14 protein-coding genes are annotated in these 14,512 nt (G+C 70.5%); 6 read left to right on the top strand and 8 right to left on the bottom strand.

Annotated elements, in window-relative coordinates; translation table 11 throughout:
* Positions 1-42 precede the first annotated feature (42 nt).
* A complete protein-coding gene (locus VYL96_RS14345; RefSeq protein ID WP_317815029.1) occupies positions 43-507 on the bottom strand; it encodes a hypothetical protein in 465 nt (154 codons plus the stop codon).
* On the opposite strand from VYL96_RS14345, the gene VYL96_RS14340 reads away from it, so the two are divergent.
* The 4 genes from VYL96_RS14340 to VYL96_RS14325 are packed head-to-tail and all read left to right on the top strand — an operon-like array spanning position 506 to position 6,056.
* On the top strand, positions 506-1,648 hold the full coding sequence (locus VYL96_RS14340; RefSeq protein ID WP_063973651.1) for an IS630 family transposase: 1,143 nt from the start codon (positions 506-508) through the stop codon (positions 1,646-1,648). The genes VYL96_RS14345 and VYL96_RS14340 overlap by 2 nt on opposite strands.
* Before the next feature lie 41 nt (positions 1,649-1,689).
* The gene (locus VYL96_RS14335; protein WP_131886662.1) at positions 1,690-2,688 is read left to right on the top strand and encodes a pseudouridine synthase; all 999 of its coding nucleotides are present in this window, start codon (positions 1,690-1,692) and stop codon (positions 2,686-2,688) included.
* Positions 2,689-2,715: 27 nt separating this feature from the next.
* Positions 2,716-3,483, top strand: a complete 768-nt coding sequence (locus VYL96_RS14330; protein ID WP_007628503.1) for an ABC transporter ATP-binding protein — start codon at positions 2,716-2,718, stop codon at positions 3,481-3,483.
* Entirely contained in the window at positions 3,483-6,056 is a 2,574-nt protein-coding gene (locus tag VYL96_RS14325; RefSeq protein WP_063972364.1) for an ABC transporter permease, read from the top strand. The genes VYL96_RS14330 and VYL96_RS14325 overlap by 1 nt, the downstream gene beginning before the upstream one ends.
* A 64-nt stretch (positions 6,057-6,120) precedes the next feature.
* On the opposite strand, the gene VYL96_RS14320 is transcribed toward VYL96_RS14325, so the two are convergent.
* Together VYL96_RS14320 and VYL96_RS14315 are read right to left on the bottom strand one after the other, a co-directional pair.
* Positions 6,121-6,783 carry a TetR/AcrR family transcriptional regulator gene (locus VYL96_RS14320; RefSeq protein ID WP_243699833.1) on the bottom strand — a complete coding sequence of 221 codons (663 nt, stop codon included), beginning with the start codon at positions 6,781-6,783 and terminating at the stop codon, positions 6,121-6,123.
* Between the two features lie 127 nt (positions 6,784-6,910).
* Positions 6,911-8,152, bottom strand: a complete 1,242-nt coding sequence (locus VYL96_RS14315) for a fatty acid desaturase family protein (RefSeq protein ID WP_131886663.1) — start codon at positions 8,150-8,152, stop codon at positions 6,911-6,913.
* A gap of 302 nt (positions 8,153-8,454) precedes the next feature.
* On the opposite strand from VYL96_RS14315, the gene VYL96_RS14310 reads away from it, so the two are divergent.
* A complete protein-coding gene (locus VYL96_RS14310; protein ID WP_256386769.1) occupies positions 8,455-8,589 on the top strand; it encodes a hypothetical protein in 135 nt (44 codons plus the stop codon).
* A 92-nt stretch (positions 8,590-8,681) separates the two neighbouring features.
* On the opposite strand, the gene VYL96_RS14305 is transcribed toward VYL96_RS14310, so the two are convergent.
* On the bottom strand, positions 8,682-9,542 hold the full coding sequence (locus VYL96_RS14305) for a mycofactocin-coupled SDR family oxidoreductase (protein ID WP_131886664.1): 861 nt from the start codon (positions 9,540-9,542) through the stop codon (positions 8,682-8,684).
* A 101-nt stretch (positions 9,543-9,643) separates the two neighbouring features.
* Here VYL96_RS14305 and VYL96_RS14300 point away from each other — a divergent pair, with 101 nt between their 5' ends.
* Positions 9,644-10,972, top strand: coding sequence for an NYN domain-containing protein (locus VYL96_RS14300; RefSeq protein WP_063972373.1), 1,329 nt, complete (start codon positions 9,644-9,646; stop codon positions 10,970-10,972).
* Positions 10,973-10,985: 13 nt separating this feature from the next.
* On the opposite strand, the gene VYL96_RS14295 is transcribed toward VYL96_RS14300, so the two are convergent.
* From VYL96_RS14295 to VYL96_RS14280, 4 genes are all read right to left on the bottom strand, one after another.
* Positions 10,986-12,593, bottom strand: a complete 1,608-nt coding sequence (locus tag VYL96_RS14295; protein WP_329437810.1) for an HNH endonuclease — start codon at positions 12,591-12,593, stop codon at positions 10,986-10,988.
* A 157-nt stretch (positions 12,594-12,750) separates the two neighbouring features.
* On the bottom strand, positions 12,751-13,068 hold the full coding sequence (locus tag VYL96_RS14290) for an SRPBCC family protein (RefSeq protein ID WP_243699838.1): 318 nt from the start codon (positions 13,066-13,068) through the stop codon (positions 12,751-12,753).
* A gap of 2 nt (positions 13,069-13,070) precedes the next feature.
* On the bottom strand, positions 13,071-13,232 hold the full coding sequence (locus VYL96_RS14285; RefSeq protein WP_243699837.1) for a hypothetical protein: 162 nt from the start codon (positions 13,230-13,232) through the stop codon (positions 13,071-13,073).
* A 34-nt stretch (positions 13,233-13,266) separates the two neighbouring features.
* Positions 13,267-14,481, bottom strand: coding sequence for an alpha/beta hydrolase (locus VYL96_RS14280; protein ID WP_131886676.1), 1,215 nt, complete (start codon positions 14,479-14,481; stop codon positions 13,267-13,269).
* Between the last annotated feature and the right edge of the window lie 31 nt (positions 14,482-14,512).

Here is a 14,512-nt window from a genome sequence, read left to right as displayed (position 1 = left end):
ATGCACGAGACAGTTGTTGCGCGAGTGAGTGTAGCCCACCGACTAGTGGGCATCTCCGTTAGTTCGTCGGGGGTCGGTGATCCAGGCGGTGGGGTCGCCGAGATAGAGGCCGCAGGCGGTGTCGAGGGCTTCTGCGGGAGTGCCTGAGGGCCATCCGTTTGGCAGGGCGGCTTGCTGGTAGTCGTCATGGCTGGCGCGGTAGATCGCAAAACCCCACTGGCTGGCTGATCCGGCGTAGCGCAGTCGGCAGAGCTTGACTTCGTCGCCGTCGGTCAAGGTGGCATCGATGTAGGCGAATCCGGCCCGGTAGCGGGTGTGCAGGGCCTGGATCTGGGGCCACCGTTCGGCAGCGCGGGCCAGCAGCTTCTGTCGCAGTGAGGTCTGGGTCGACTCGGGGATCTTGGCCATGATCTCCATCATCGCCGCCGCCGGTTCTCGCCCTCGACTTTCGGCTTGTTCCGGCGTGGCGGCTTGGCGGGCACCGCTGGGTGCGTCAGAAATGAACATGCCCCCCACCAGCGCCGTTATCGTCATCCTCACCGACAAAGAACGCGACGTGCTGACCCGCCGCGCGCAAGCTGCCCGCTGTGCGCACCGCGATGTACTGCGAGCCCGGATCGTCCTGGCGGCCGCCGACGGTGACACCAACGCTGCGATCGCCCGCGAGGTCGGGGTGTGTCAGGACACGGTGCGCCAGTGGCGGCATCGGTTCTGCACCGAGCGCCTGGAGGGTCTCAAAGATCGGCCCCGCTCGGGACGACCGCGAGTGTTCACCCCCGTCGAGGTCGCCCAGGTCAAAGCGTTGGCGTGTACGCGCCCGGCTGACCACGGTCTGCCACTGACCAGATGGTCGGCCGCCGAGTTGAGAGCCCACGCCGTCGCCGCCGGGCTGGTGCGCCCCGTGGCGTCGGCGACGATCGGGCGCTGGCTGGCCGCAGATGCGATCAAGCCGTGGCAGCACCGGTCGTGGATTTTTCCCCGCGACCCCGACTTCGCCGTCAAGGCCGCCCGGGTGCTGGACCTGTACCACCGGCGCTGGAACGGCGTTGCTCTCGGCGACGATGAGTACGTCATCAGTGCGGACGAAAAATCACAGCTCCAAGCCCTCAAACGCCGTCACGCCGAGACTCCCGCCAGGCCCGGTCAGCCGCGGCGCGTGGAGTTCGAGTACCGCCGCGGTGGGACGTTGGCCTACTTCGCCGCCTACGACGTCCACCAGGCCCGCGTGATGGGGATGACCGCACCCAAGACAGGGATCGCCCCGTTCACCGAACTGGTCGAGCAGGTGATGACCCAAGAGCCATACGCATCCGCGAAGCGAGTGTTCTGGGTCGTCGACAACGGCTCATCCCACGCAGGTCAGGCCTCGAAAGACCGGATGCGTCATGCGTTTCCCAACGCGGTCCTGGTGCACCTTCCGGTGCACGCCTCGTGGCTCAACCAGGTCGAAATCTACTTCTCGATCCTGCAGCGCAAAGCCATCGCCACCGGCGACTTCGCAGACCTCGACGATCTCGCCGCACGCATCCTCGCGTTCCAGGATCGCTACAACCGAAGCGCCGAACCGTTCGGCTGGAAGTACACCCGCGATGACCTCAACCGCCACCTCGACCGCCTCAACAACGACGGCACCCTCCGCGCAGCATGACCCCCGACGAACTAACGGAGATGCCCACTAGGCTGAGGGACATGTCCGGTTCCAGGCGACGCGGTCGTCCGCTCCCGCTGCGAGACGGCGTCGACCCGGTGCGGATCCGCCTCGCCGACCCCGGACAGGGACCCCGCAGCATCGTCGAGGAACTGCGCCGCCGCTTCCCCGACCGGCTCGCCGAGCTCGACGCGGCCCTCGAGGCCGGGCAGGTCGTCACCGCCGACGGGGCGGCCGTCACCCCGGCCACCCGGCGGCACCGGGGGATGGACGTGTGGATGTACCGGACGCCGGACCCGGAGATCCCCGTGCCGCATCAGATCGAGGTCCTCCACCGGGACGACCACCTCGTCGTCGTCGACAAGCCCCACTTCCTCGCCACCACCCCCCGCGCCGGACACGTCACCGAGACCGCGTTGGTGCGCCTCAGGCGCGACCTCGGGCTCGACGACCTCGCGCCCGCCCACCGCCTCGACAGGCTCACCGCCGGCGTCCTCGTGTTCACCACCGACCCCGCCCACCGCGGCGCCTACCAGGACCTCTTCGCCGCCCGCCGCGTCACCAAGACCTACCTGGCGGTGGCCCCCGCCCCCGACGGTGTCGCGACCGTGCGCGAGCGCTCCAGCCGCATCCTCAAGACCCGCGGCGTCCTCCAGGCCGCCGAGGTGGCCGGCGAACCCGACGCCCACACGCGCATCACGCTCCTTGACACCCGCGGATTCGGCCCCGGGCGCCTCGGCCTCTACCGCCTCGAACCGACCACCGGGCGCACCCACCAGCTGCGCGTCCACATGAACGCGCTCGGCACCCCGATCCTCGGCGACGACCTCTACCCCGAGGTCCTCGACGTGACCCCCGGCGACTTCACCCGCCCCCTGCAGCTCCTCGCCTCCGAGATCGCCTTCACCGACCCCGTCACCGGGCAGCGGCGCCACTTCGCCACCCGTCGCACCCTCGACGCGTGGCCCGGCGGGCAGGATCAGGGTGGGAACCCGGGCAATCCCCGATCGGCCCCGGCTCCGAACTCCTGCAAGCTGTAGGTCGACCACCATGATCCGAGGGAGCACATGACCACCCAGGCCGAGACCCACCACCGGGCGGGCGCGGCGGACGCCGCCGCCGTCGCTACCGACCTCGTCATGACGTACGGGGAGGGGGAGACCGAGGTCCGCGCCCTCGACCACGTCAGCGCGACCTTCGAACGCGGCCGGTTCACCGCCATCATGGGTCCCTCGGGCTCCGGCAAGTCCACCCTCATGCACTGCATGGCCGGCCTCGACCGGCCGACCTCCGGCTCCGTGCGCATCGGCGACACCGAGATCGTCGGGCTCGGAGACAAGGAACTCACCGCCCTGCGCCGCGACCGGATCGGCTTCGTCTTCCAGTCCTTCAACCTCGTGCCCACCCTCACGGCCGAGGAGAACATCACCCTGCCGCAGGACATCGCCGGGCACACCATCGACCGCGCCTGGTTCGACGAGGTGATCGGGCGGCTGGGTATCGCCGACCGGCTCTCGCACCGCCCGTCCGAGCTCTCCGGCGGACAGCAGCAGCGCGTCGCGTGCGCCCGCGCCCTCGTCGGCCGCCCCGACATCCTGTTCGGCGACGAGCCGACCGGCAACCTCGACTCGACCTCCTCCGCCGAGGTGCTGTCGATCCTGCGCAGCGCCGCCGACGACTTCGGCCAGACCGTCGTGATCGTCACCCACGACCCCCGCGCCGCCACCTACGCCGACCGCGTGCTGCTGCTCGCCGACGGCCGCGTGGTCCGCGAGCTCGAGCGCCCCACCGCCGACGAGATCCTGTCGGCCATGGGCGCCCTCGAGGAGCGGTGATGGCCGGCGGAAAGCACGAGGCGCGACACGCGCCCCGCCACTCCCGACCCATGCTGCGCGTCTCCCTGCGCAACATCGCCGCCCACAAACTGCGCCTGGTCCTGTCCGTGCTGGCGGTGGTGCTGGGCACCGCGTTCGTCACCGGCTCGCTGGTGTTCACCTCCACCCTCAAGAGCACCTTCGACGGCCTGCTCGAACAGGGCACCGCCGACCTGTCCGCCATGATCGAGCCCGAGGACCCGCGCGGCGCCGGCGTCCCGTTCGAGGTGGCCGAGCGGGTACTCGACCTGCCCGGCGTCGAGGCCGCCACGCCCGGCGTCTCCGGCACCGTGGTGCTGTTCAACGCCGACGGCACCCCTTACCAGTCCGGCGGCGCCCCGTCGGAGGGCCTGGCCTGGGTCGACCCCGAGCACTCGGTGGGCGACAGCAGCTGGATCGTCGACGGCCGCGCCCCCGCCGGCGACGACGAGGTCGTCCTGCCCACCACCGTCCTCGAGAGCGCCGGGCTGGCCATCGGTGACACCGCGCAGGTCTACACCACCGGCCAGGGCATGCTCGACGTGCGGATCGTCGGCTCCTACGCCAGCGACACCGACATCGGCGGGTACGTGGGCGTCGGGTTCTCCGAGGACCGCGCCCGCGCCCTGTTCACCGACGGTGAGAACGCCTCCGACGTCTCCGTCCGCGCCGAGCCGGGCGTGAGCCAGGAGCAGGTGCGCGACACGATCGCCGCCGAGTTCCCCGACTACACCGTCAGCACCGGTGACGAGGTCCGCGAGCGGCTCTCCGAGCAGTTGTCGACCATCCTCGACTTCGTCAACTACTTCTTCGTGGCGTTCGGTCTCATCGCCCTGCTCGTGGGCACGTTCATCATCTACAACACCTTCTCCATGCTCGTCGCGCAGCGGCTGCGCGAGCTGGCTCTGCTGCGCGCGATCGGTGCGTCCCGCGGCCAGCTCACCCGCTCGGTCATGGCCGAGGCGGCCGTCACCGGGCTCGTCGGCTCCGCGATCGGCGTGGTGGCGGGCTTCGGGCTGGCGCAGCTCATCTTCCTGGTACTCGAGGCCCTCGACCTGGGCATCCCGTCCGGCGCCCTCTCGCTCACGCCGATGTCGGTCATCACCCCGCTGGTGCTGGGCTTCGTCGTCACCGTGTTCTCCGCCTGGGCCCCCGCCCGGCGCGCCGGACGCGTCGCCCCCGTGCAGGGCATGCGCGTCGGCTCGGTCTCCACCGAGGCCGGCGGCGCGTGGCGCACCTACGTCGGCGTCCTCGCCGTGGTCAGCGGACTGGCGTTGGCGCTGATCGGCACGTGGCACGACACGACCCGCGACGGGGCGATCACCGTCGGCGTCGGCGCCGCCGCCCTGATCGTCGGCAGCTTCCTCGTCATGCCCGCGCTGGCCAAGCCCATCGCCGGCGGCATCGGCCGCGTCATCGGCGCGCCCTTCGGCGCTGTCGGCAAGCTCGCCGCCACCAACGCGGGTCGCAACACCCGCCGCACCGCCGCGACCGCCTTCGCCCTGACCCTGGGGCTCACGCTCGTCGCCGCGTTCGGCACGCTCGGCGCGACCACCAAGGAGAGCGTCTCCGGCGTCATCGACCAGGACATCAACGCGGAACTCGTGATCCAGGGCGTCGCCTCCCAGGGGCCGCCGACCCCGCTACCCGGGGGCATCCAGGACCGGGTCGCCTCGGTCGACGAGGTCGGCGACGTGGCGTGGCTGGCGTTCTCCTTCGCGCAGCTGGCCGGCGAGCCGCAGGCGCTGGCCGCCGCGGGCGGGCCGCTCGAGGAGATGATCGACGCGACCATGGTCGACGGCTCGCTCGTGCCCGGGCCCGACTCGCTCGTCGTGTCCCGCACCGTCGCCCGTGACCGCGGCTGGACCGTCGGCGCGAGCGTCCCCCTCGTGGGGCCCGACGGCACCGAGTCGACCCTGCGGGTGACCGGCGTGTACGAGGACTCCCAGATCCTCGGGCCGTTCTACACCGGTATGGACGTCTACGAGCGTCTGGTGCCGGAGAACCTGCGCTCGACGTTCATCATGCTGGCCTCGGCGGCCGACGGCGTCGGCAGCGACGAGGTGCTCACGGCCGTCACCGACGAGCTCACCGACATCCCGATCGCGATGGTGCAGAGCAAGCAGCAGTACATCGACGCCCAGACCGGCGGCATCGACCAGCTGCTCTCGATCATCTACGCCCTGCTGGGTCTGGCGCTGGTGATCGCCGTCCTGGGCATCGTCAACACCCTCGCACTGTCGGTGATCGAACGCCGCACCGAGATCGGGATGCTGCGCGCCGTGGGCATGCAGCGCTCGCAGATCCGCCGCACCATCAACCTCGAGTCGACGCAGATCGCCGTGTTCGGCGCGCTGATCGGCGCGGCGGTGGGCGTCTACCTGGGCTGGGCGTTCGTCACCGTGCTCGCCGACAGCGGCCTGACCGAGACGACCATCCCGTGGGGCAGCATCGTCGTGGTGCTGGCGTCCTCGGCCGTGGTCGGCGTACTCGCGTCGCTGTGGCCTGCACACCGGGCCGCCAAGACGGGGCCGCTGGAGGCGATCGCCGACTGACGGGCGCTGGCGGGGCTGCCGCTGGTGGGGCTGCCTGTCGCGGGGCTGCCGGTGGCGCGGCCTGCTAGCGCCGCAGGCCGAACAGGTTGCGCGGGCCGCGGTGCTCGTGGCGGGCGAGCACCGCGCCCAGCAGTTCGGCGTCGTGCTTCGCGTCGACCTCGGCGCCCGCCAGGCGTCCGACCGTGCGCTCCCACAGCAGGCCCTCGTACACCGTGAGCAGGTCGAGGGCGGCGGTGGCGGGATCGCGTAGCCCGGCGGCGTCGAGCGCGCCCACCAGGTCGCTGGGGTCGAGGAGGGAGGCCACGAGGTCGGTGGTGTCGGCCTTGCCGGCCAGTTCGACGATGAGCGCCGACCGGGCCGCGAGTTCACCGCGGTAGTCCTCCAATAAGCCGTCCACCATGCGCGTGAGTGTCGACAGCACCTCGTCGGCGTTCGATGACGCGAGTTCCTGGATGCCCGAGACCTCGACGAACCCCCGCAGCAGTGAGGTGAGCCGGTCGACGGTCAGTGTGAGCAGTTGGGCGCGGGTACGGCAGTAGTAGGAGGTGGAGCCGGAGGGGAGTCCCGCCTCCGAGTCCACGGCGCGGTGGGTGAGAGCACGGACACCGTCCCTCGCCACGACCTCGATCGCGGAATCGGCGATGAGCATCCGCCGGTCCTCCATGGGGGCTCCCGTCGTCGTCTTGTGTCCGGTGACCGGCTCGACCGCTGTAGCGCCGGTACGCATAACCGTCCCGCTGACTCCTGCGCAAGCCTATAGCCGACCCGCACCGCAGGGCGTCGGAATCAGCGACGCCCCGGCACCAGATCGCGGTGCCGGGGCGTCGCCGGTCGTGAGGGGGTCGCGGGCCTCGTCAGGCCACGGCGACGACCTTGCGCGCCCGCCGGCGCGCGCGGTGGTGCTTCAGCGCGGTCTTCAGGCCCGCCCGCTTGCCCTCCGGGGCGGGCAGCGGCGTGGGCAGGTTCTCGAACATCCGCTCGGAATGAGTCTCCGGCGCATCGTCAGCCGTGGCGCGCAGCATGTGGTTGGGCAGCGACAGCTTGGCGATGGTGCGCCAGGTCTTGGCGTACTGCACCGGCAGCGGGCCGGCCACATACGGCAGGTCGTACTTGTCGCACACCGCGCGCACGCGCAGCGACGCCTCGGACAGTCGGTTGGACGGCATGTCCGGGTAGATGTGGTGCTCGATCTGGTACGAGAGGTTGCCGGACATGAAGTCCATGATCGGACCGCCGGTGATGTTCGCCGAGCCGAGCATCTGCCGCAGGTACCACTCGGCCTGCGTCTCCTCCTGCACGTTCTTCTTGGTGAACTTCTCCGCCCCGTCGGGGAAGTGCCCACAGAAGATCACCGCGTTGGTCCACACGTTGCGGATGCCGTTAGCGAGCAGGTTCGCGGTCGCGGTGGACTTCCACCCCTTACCCGACAGCGCCGGGTACAGGACGTAGTCCTTGAGCAGCTGGCCGGACGCCTTCTTGGCGAAGAGCTTGAGCTTGCGCTTGGTCTCCCCGCGGTCGTCACGTCCCATGGCGACCTTGCCCAGCTCGAGGTGCTGGATGCCCACACCCCACTGGAACAGCAGCGCCAGTGCCGCGTTGTAGGCGAGGTTGCCGTAGAAGAACGGGCTCCAGCGCTGGTCGCGGGTCACGCGCAGCAGGCCGAACCCCACGTCGTCGTCCATGCCCACGATGTTCGTGAACTTGTGGTGCAGGTAGTTGTGGGTCTGCTTCCAGTGCTCCGACGTGCCGACGATGTCCCACTCCCAGGTGGTGGAGTGGATCTCCGGGTCGTTCATCCAGTCCCACTGCCCGTGCATGATGTTGTGTCCGAGCTCCATGTTCTCGACGATCTTGGCGACGCCGAGCGCTCCCGCGCCGACCGCCCAGGCGGTACGGTTGCGCGAGCCCACGAGGAGCAACGCGCGCGCCGCGACCTCGAGGCCGCGCTGGAAGCGGATCGTGTTGTGGATGTAGGCGGCGTCCCGCTCGCCCAGGGAACCGATGATGTCCTGACGGATCTGCTCGAGCTCGGCGCCGAGTGCCTCGACGTCGTCCTCGGTGAGATGCGCGAACTCAGGGATGTCGGTGATTGCCATGGAAGCTACGGTACCGTAACTTACGGTCGCGTAGGTACGTTTGGTTGCGTCGGTCACAGAAGTGAGGTCGGTTGCACTGGTCTCGGTGACCCGTTATCTGCGGCGTCTCCGATCGCTTAGTGAGCCTCGGTAACGCCCCGGCCCGCGAGGGGAGACGACGATATCCCAGTTGATGTCACGGTTGTGTAACGTCGGTTGGGTTCGCGACGACATAGAAGTCGTCGCGTAGGGGTCACGGATACGACAGCGCCTACCGCGGTACGACCCAGTACGCACCAGCACGACAACCGAGGAGACACACCATGAGCAACGCCAACGACATCTTCCTGCGGGCCATCCAGCCGGTCGTCGACATCTTCTGGTCCCTGGTGTGGACCGCCACCGGCTCGACCGTCAGCGTGCCGCGTCCGACGGCTCCGGCGCCCGAAGCGGCCTGATTCGCCGGGCCGGGTGCTCTGCCCGGCCGCACACGAAGGCCCGCCCCTCCGGTCGAGGGGCGGGCCTTCGTGTGCTCTGGGATCGGTCGGGCTCAGAGTCCGAACTTTTCGCTGCCGCCCAGATCGACAGGGATCGAGGCGCCCGTGATGCCGGCGCCCATGTCGCTGCACAGGTAGAGGGCCATGGACGCGATCGCGGACGGCTCGACCCACGGCTGGGGCATCTGGGTCATGCTGCTGAAGGTCTCCGCGGTGTCTTCGAGCGTCGTGCCCTTGCCTCCCGACATCATCTCGATCATCGACGGGTTCTCGATCATCGGAGTACGGACGTTGCCCGGGTGGATGGAGTTGCAGCGGACGTTGGAGAAGCCCAGTTCCCCGGCGAGCACCTTGGCCAGGCCGCGAACGGCCCACTTCGAGGTCGCGTAGCTCCCGGTGAACGAGCCGCCGCGCAGACCCACCATCGAACTGATGAGCACCACCGAGCCGCCGCGGCCGGTGGCGAGGATGTGGGGGATCGCCACCTTGGTGGTGATCCAGGTGCCCTTGAGGTTGATGTCCATGGTGCTGTCCCACTCCTCCTCGGACCGCTCCCAGGTGGCGGTGGACTGCGGCGAGACGCCGGCGTTGGCCACCACGAAGTCGAGCCCGCCCAGCTCGGCGACCCCGGCGTCGACGGCCTCCTGCATCCCCGGTAGGTCGCGGACGTCGACGATGCCCGTCACGCAGCGCCTCCCCAGCGCCCGTACCGCCTCGGCTGTGGCCTCGAGGTCCGCCGGCTCGGCCATGGGGTAGGGGACCGTGTCGATGTCCCGGCACAGGTCCAGCGCGATGACGTCACAGCCCGCGGCGGCGAAGGCCTCGCAGTGGGCTCGTCCCTGGCCTCGTGCTGCGCCGGTCACCAGCACGACCCTTCCGGTCAGATCGGTTGAAGTGGTGGCGGGGTGCGACATGGTGAAGCTCCTGACGATGAACGGCGGCGGACCCTGCGGGGCCAGCCGACCTGCGGCATGCTTGAAGTCAACGTAAACAGACAGAACAGGTAGTGGTCATCATGCTTGAACGGACACTCGTCCTAGTGGATACGTCCTATCTACTGGCAAGTTTCTACAACTCCTGGGAGGAGGGTGCGCGAGGTCAGCTGGAGATATCACTCGCCACGGTCGTGCACCGTTTAGACCAGGTCGCCCATAGCCTCGTGGACCAGCCCGTACAGCGGCAGAACTGGTACGACGGCATCCCGGACTCCGGTCCGCACCGGTATCAACGCACCCTGCGCGTTATCGAAGGTGTCCAATTGCGCGCCGGTCAGCTGATCGAGTGGGGCGAACGCCGCACCCAGAAGGCCGTCGACACCCTGCTCGTCGCGGACATGATCCAGGCCGCGTACAAGGGGCATTGCTCGGACATGGTGCTGGTCACCGGCGACGCCGACATGATCCCGGGAGTCCGGGTGGCCGTGGACGCCGGCGTACGAATGCATCTGGTGGGGTTCGGCTGGGACTCCATCTCGTCGGCACTGCGTCACGCCTGCGACACGACGACGGTCCTCGACCCCCGCACCGACTTCCACGACGCCATGCAGATCCGTGTCCTCGAGGGGCCGATACCGCCCAAGGTGCGCACGCCGGCGGCCACGCCCGCCCATCCGGGCGAAGACGGGCATGACCCGGACACCCACGAGTCGGTGGACCTGATGGAGGTGGACCTGCGGGCCGACCGCGCCGCCGCGACCTCCGTCGCCGACGAGACCCGGTTGACGATCGCTGACGAGGAGTTCGCCGCCGACGCCGAGGAACTGGCCGCCGACGAGCAGGAATGCGCCGCCCGGATCGAGAGTGAAGACGACGGTCCGGAGGCGCAGGCCGGGCCGCCCGGGGAGGGGGCCGCGACGCCTGCCCCGCAGCCGGAGGAGTCGACCGTGGTCACGCCTGCGGACCTGGCCCCCAAGCCGGGCCCGACGCCGCAGACTTCGCCTTCGCCCGCCGATCACGCCGGGTCGGTCCAGAAGTCCTCGGCCGCGGGTGGGCCGGCGAACGGGTCCTCGAGGCCTAACCCGTCGATGATGGCCCCTCACCGTCGCCCGCTGCGGTCCAAGTTCGTGCCGCTGCCCGAGGAGGTGTGGACCTCCTCCGGTGAGCAGACCCCCTTCGACGTGGGTCAGCAGTACGCCACCTGGTGGTACGAGCAGGCCGCGACCGAGCAGCAGCGCGACGAGGCCCACCTGCTGTCCGGTGGGGTGCTCCCTCCGGCGATCGACCGTCCGCTGCTGCAGTTCGCCTGCCAGATGCTCAATGAGTTCACTCTGACCGAGGCGCAGCGCGTCCGCTTGCGCGACGGATTCCACGAGGGGATCCGCGCCGTTCTTCTCAAGCACCGCTGACGGCCGGCGCCGTCTAGAAGGGCGGTGGGTCGGTGTCGGTGGCGGGGTGGCCGGTTGTGGGTGGGGGTGTGGTGGTGTTGGCGGCGCGTTCGGCGGCCAGGCGTCGGGCGCGTCGGAGCCAGTGGGTGGCTTGTGGTCGAGGGTCGAGCCAGGGCCGGCGGGGTGGGGCGTCGTCCGTGGGGTCTGGGTCTGGGTCCGGGTTGAGGTCGCGTTGGCGCCAGCGGGCCAGGGGGCCGGTGGGGTGGGTGGTCAGGGTGTGGCCGGTGTCGGTGGTCACGGTCAGGGTGCCGTCGGGGGCGAGGTGGTAGTGCCAGCCGTGGAAGGTTTTGAACCGGTGGTGTTGGCGGCACATGCTGGCGAGGTTGGCTTCGATGGTCAGGCCGCCGCTGTCGGGGTCGGTGTGGTTGAAGGGGCGGATGTGGTCGACGTCGCAGTCCTGGGCGGGGACGGAGCAGCCGGGGTGGCGGCAGGTGCCGTCGCGTAGGCGGATGCGGTGGGCCAGTTCGGCGCTGATGCGGTAGCGGCGGGCCGCGTCCGGGGTATCGGCGGTGCCGGGTTCGGTGTGGGGCACGGTGATGGTGGCGCCGACGCAGCGGGCCAGTAGTTCGATGAGGGCCTCGATGGTGGCGGGGCCGCCGCGGGGGAGGTAGACCTCGGGTTCGCCGTCGGGGCCCGGGGGCGCGAGCACGGTGATGGTGGGGCGGACCTGGGTGGCCAAGGGGCGGGCCGCGGCCCGCTTCGGGTCCTGGGCGGCGTCGCCGCCTGTGCGGGTGGTGGCCGGGTCGTCTGGGTCGGTGGGGTCGAGGAAGGCGGCGACGAGGGCGTCGGCGCGCAGTTCGTCGATGCTGCGGATGTACTCGGCGTCGACGGTGTCGCCGCCTGCGCGGGCGGCCTGCAGGCGGGCCTTTTTGTCGCGGGTGGCCTGCTCGGTGGCGGCGCGGTGCAGGACCTCGTAGAGGGTGGAGGCTTCGGTGGCGGTGAGGTGGGCTGTCAGGTCGGCCATGCCGTCGGCGCCGCGGCGCAGGCGGATGTGGCGTTCGCGGGTGGCGGCGGCGCGGCGGGCGCGGACGCCGGCGGGGTCGTGGTCGGTGATGATGCGATCGAGGGTGCCCAGGATGGCGTCGCGGCCGGGGCGGGTGCCGGCGGCGATGGCGGCCATAAGCCAGTCGATGATCTCGCGCTGGACGGGGCCGCGGTGGGCGGAGTCCACGGTGCGCATGTGGCGGGCGAGCAGGTCGGCGGTGTCCTCGTCGAGGCGGCCGGTTTCCATGGCCTCGACCAGGGTGGGGAAGCGGGTGATCAGGGTGCGGGCCCGGGTGAGCAGGGTGCGGGCGCGGTTGTTGTGCACGCCGTAGGCGGCGACGATCTCGGCGCAGGCGATGTGGAAGGGGTCGATGACGGCGTGCTCGGGCCGCAGGTCGATCTCGGGGTCGTAGCCAGCGGCCAGGTCGCGCCGTTCCTGCTCGTCCTCGCACACGGTGTAAAGGTGGTAGCAGGCGCGCAGGCGGGCGGCGGCGGCGATGTTCTCGGCGTACAGGGCCTGCACGGCGGCGGCGCCGGCCGCGGCGATGGCGGGACAGTCGACGGAGCCGTCCGGGTGCGGCTGTGGTGCTCGCGTCATCGGTGACCGCCCCTTCGTGCGTGGGTGTGATCGCCGCCCGACCGGACGACTATCGCTCGTGTGTTCGATCAAGTGAACACTAGCAACCCACTACGACACGATGGGGTCCCAACTCGCCTGATCGCGGCGAGGGGCGACGGAGACGCGCGGACCGAGGCTAGCCGCCGAGAAGCGCCCGGTAGTGCGCGGCCAGGCCGGGGTGGTAGTCGGGGCTGAAGCTGAGCGCCTCAGGATCCCGGGCCGCCTCGGCCTCGACCACCCGGTCCATATAGAAATCCCACCCCGGGCCGATGTCGGACGCGGACCGGGCGTCTGCGATCTCCTGTTCCAGGGAGACGATGACCTCGTCGTCGTTGCCCTCGATCCGTACGGTGAGCACCCACCCGTCGGGGGAGGTGGTGACGACGACGAGGTGAGGCGCCTCGCACCGCACGATCCCCACCGGCACGACGGGCGCGCCGTCCTCGGCGATCATCGTCAGCTCCACGGTGCCCGTCGCCGGGTCGCCATACACGGCGCGGTGCGGGCCGGATCGGTGACCGCCGCCCACGCCTCCTCGACGGACAGCGGCAGCCGGCGAGGGAACACGACCGCCCCGGTGGGGGAGAGGTATCCGGAGGCCTTCGGCGTGGTGGGCATGGCGACTCCTCGCGGCGGTGGGGCGCCGCGGCGGTCAGCGCAGCGCCGGCATCAGCGTATCGCGCATCGGGGCCACGAAACGGCCGAAGTTGTCCCAGTTGTGCAGGCCGGTGGGCAGGTAGTCGATCCGCGCGTCGATGCCGAGCTCGTCGAGTCGCCGGTCCATCTCCACGGTGCACGCGTGGGTCGCCATCTCCAGGCCCGCGCCCTGGGTGAAGCGCAGGAGATCGCGGCCGTTGCGGTCCCACTCGGAGGCGTCGGGCATACCGGTGGCGGTGGCGAAGTACAGGGCCTTGCCCTCGAGCTCGTCGGCGTTGAGCAGGCCGTCGTTCTCGAGGTAGTCGGGGTCGGTGCGCGGGCCCCACATGTTGGCGATGTCGCCGCCGCGGGTCTCGGCGACGATCTTGGCGAGGATGAAGCCGAGGTCGTCGCGTGCGGTGTAGCAGCCGGCGATCGCGCCGACGGCCTCGTACAGGTCGGGTCGTCGCTCGGCGATGGTCACCGCGCTCGCCGCGCCCATCGACAGGCCGGCCATGCCGCGCTTGCCGGTGAAGGGTATGTCGCCCGCCTCGAGCAGCGGCGGCAGCTCCTCCGTGAGGAAGGTCTGCCACTTGTTGCGGCTGAGAACCGGGTCGTCCCGCTGCCAGTCGGCGTGGAGGGAACCGTCGGCGCGTGCGGGCATGACGAGCGTGACGTGCTCGCCTGCGAAGACCCGGTCGACGCCGCCCGGCAGGAGCCACCCGCTCGGCGAGGGCGAGTCCACGCCGTCGAGCAGATAGAGCATGGGTGCGGGCGCCTCCGAGGCCGGGCGCCAGATCTCCACCGGCAGCACGCGGTTCATGGACTCGGAGGCGACCCACCAGCGTTCGAATCGGGGGTCGCCGCCGGCGACCAGCGGGTCACCGATCACCACCCGCCGCACCTCAGAGACGGTGACGGGTTCGGACTCCATCCCGATGGGCGGGGTGGCCGACGTGTTCTGCGAGCCCGTGCCCAGCGGCGGGAGGGTGCCCGATCCCATGAGGGAGTCCGTGCCGGTGGAACCCGTGGAACCGACGGTCGCCGAGCCGGCGGCCGCGCTCGAGGGGTCGACACTGCCTCCGAGGGAGCCCATCACCGAGCCGATGTCCGGCGTCGAGCCGGCCGGCAGCGACTGCGCGGCGGCGGGCGCGACCGCGCCCCCGACGAGGATGGCGGCGAGGGCCGGGGCCAGGAACGGGAGGGCGTGGGAACGGCGGATTTTGCGCACCGATCAACGATAGATCGCCGATCCGGCCCGC

Source organism: Dietzia maris (genome assembly GCF_036287335.1).
Taxonomy (GTDB): domain Bacteria; phylum Actinomycetota; class Actinomycetes; order Mycobacteriales; family Mycobacteriaceae; genus Dietzia; species Dietzia cinnamea.
This window is presented reverse-complemented; position numbering and strand designations above follow the sequence as displayed.

Coding starts and splice junctions, on each gene's coding strand:
- VYL96_RS14320 (WP_243699833.1), bottom strand. CDS start 6,783: ATGCGTACCGGCGCTACAGCGGTCGAGCCGGTCACCGGACACAAGACG.
- VYL96_RS14335 (WP_131886662.1), top strand. CDS start 1,690: ATGTCCGGTTCCAGGCGACGCGGTCGTCCGCTCCCGCTGCGAGACGGC.
- VYL96_RS14290 (WP_243699838.1), bottom strand. CDS start 13,068: ATGATCGCCGAGGACGGCGCGCCCGTCGTGCCGGTGGGGATCGTGCGG.
- VYL96_RS14295 (WP_329437810.1), bottom strand. CDS start 12,593: ATGACGCGAGCACCACAGCCGCACCCGGACGGCTCCGTCGACTGTCCC.
- VYL96_RS14330 (WP_007628503.1), top strand. CDS start 2,716: ATGACCACCCAGGCCGAGACCCACCACCGGGCGGGCGCGGCGGACGCC.
- VYL96_RS14285 (WP_243699837.1), bottom strand. CDS start 13,232: ATGCCCACCACGCCGAAGGCCTCCGGATACCTCTCCCCCACCGGGGCG.
- VYL96_RS14305 (WP_131886664.1), bottom strand. CDS start 9,542: ATGTCGCACCCCGCCACCACTTCAACCGATCTGACCGGAAGGGTCGTG.
- VYL96_RS14325 (WP_063972364.1), top strand. CDS start 3,483: ATGGCCGGCGGAAAGCACGAGGCGCGACACGCGCCCCGCCACTCCCGA.
- VYL96_RS14310 (WP_256386769.1), top strand. CDS start 8,455: ATGAGCAACGCCAACGACATCTTCCTGCGGGCCATCCAGCCGGTCGTC.
- VYL96_RS14340 (WP_063973651.1), top strand. CDS start 506: ATGCCCCCCACCAGCGCCGTTATCGTCATCCTCACCGACAAAGAACGC.
- VYL96_RS14315 (WP_131886663.1), bottom strand. CDS start 8,152: ATGGCAATCACCGACATCCCTGAGTTCGCGCATCTCACCGAGGACGAC.
- VYL96_RS14345 (WP_317815029.1), bottom strand. CDS start 507: ATGTTCATTTCTGACGCACCCAGCGGTGCCCGCCAAGCCGCCACGCCG.
- VYL96_RS14300 (WP_063972373.1), top strand. CDS start 9,644: ATGCTTGAACGGACACTCGTCCTAGTGGATACGTCCTATCTACTGGCA.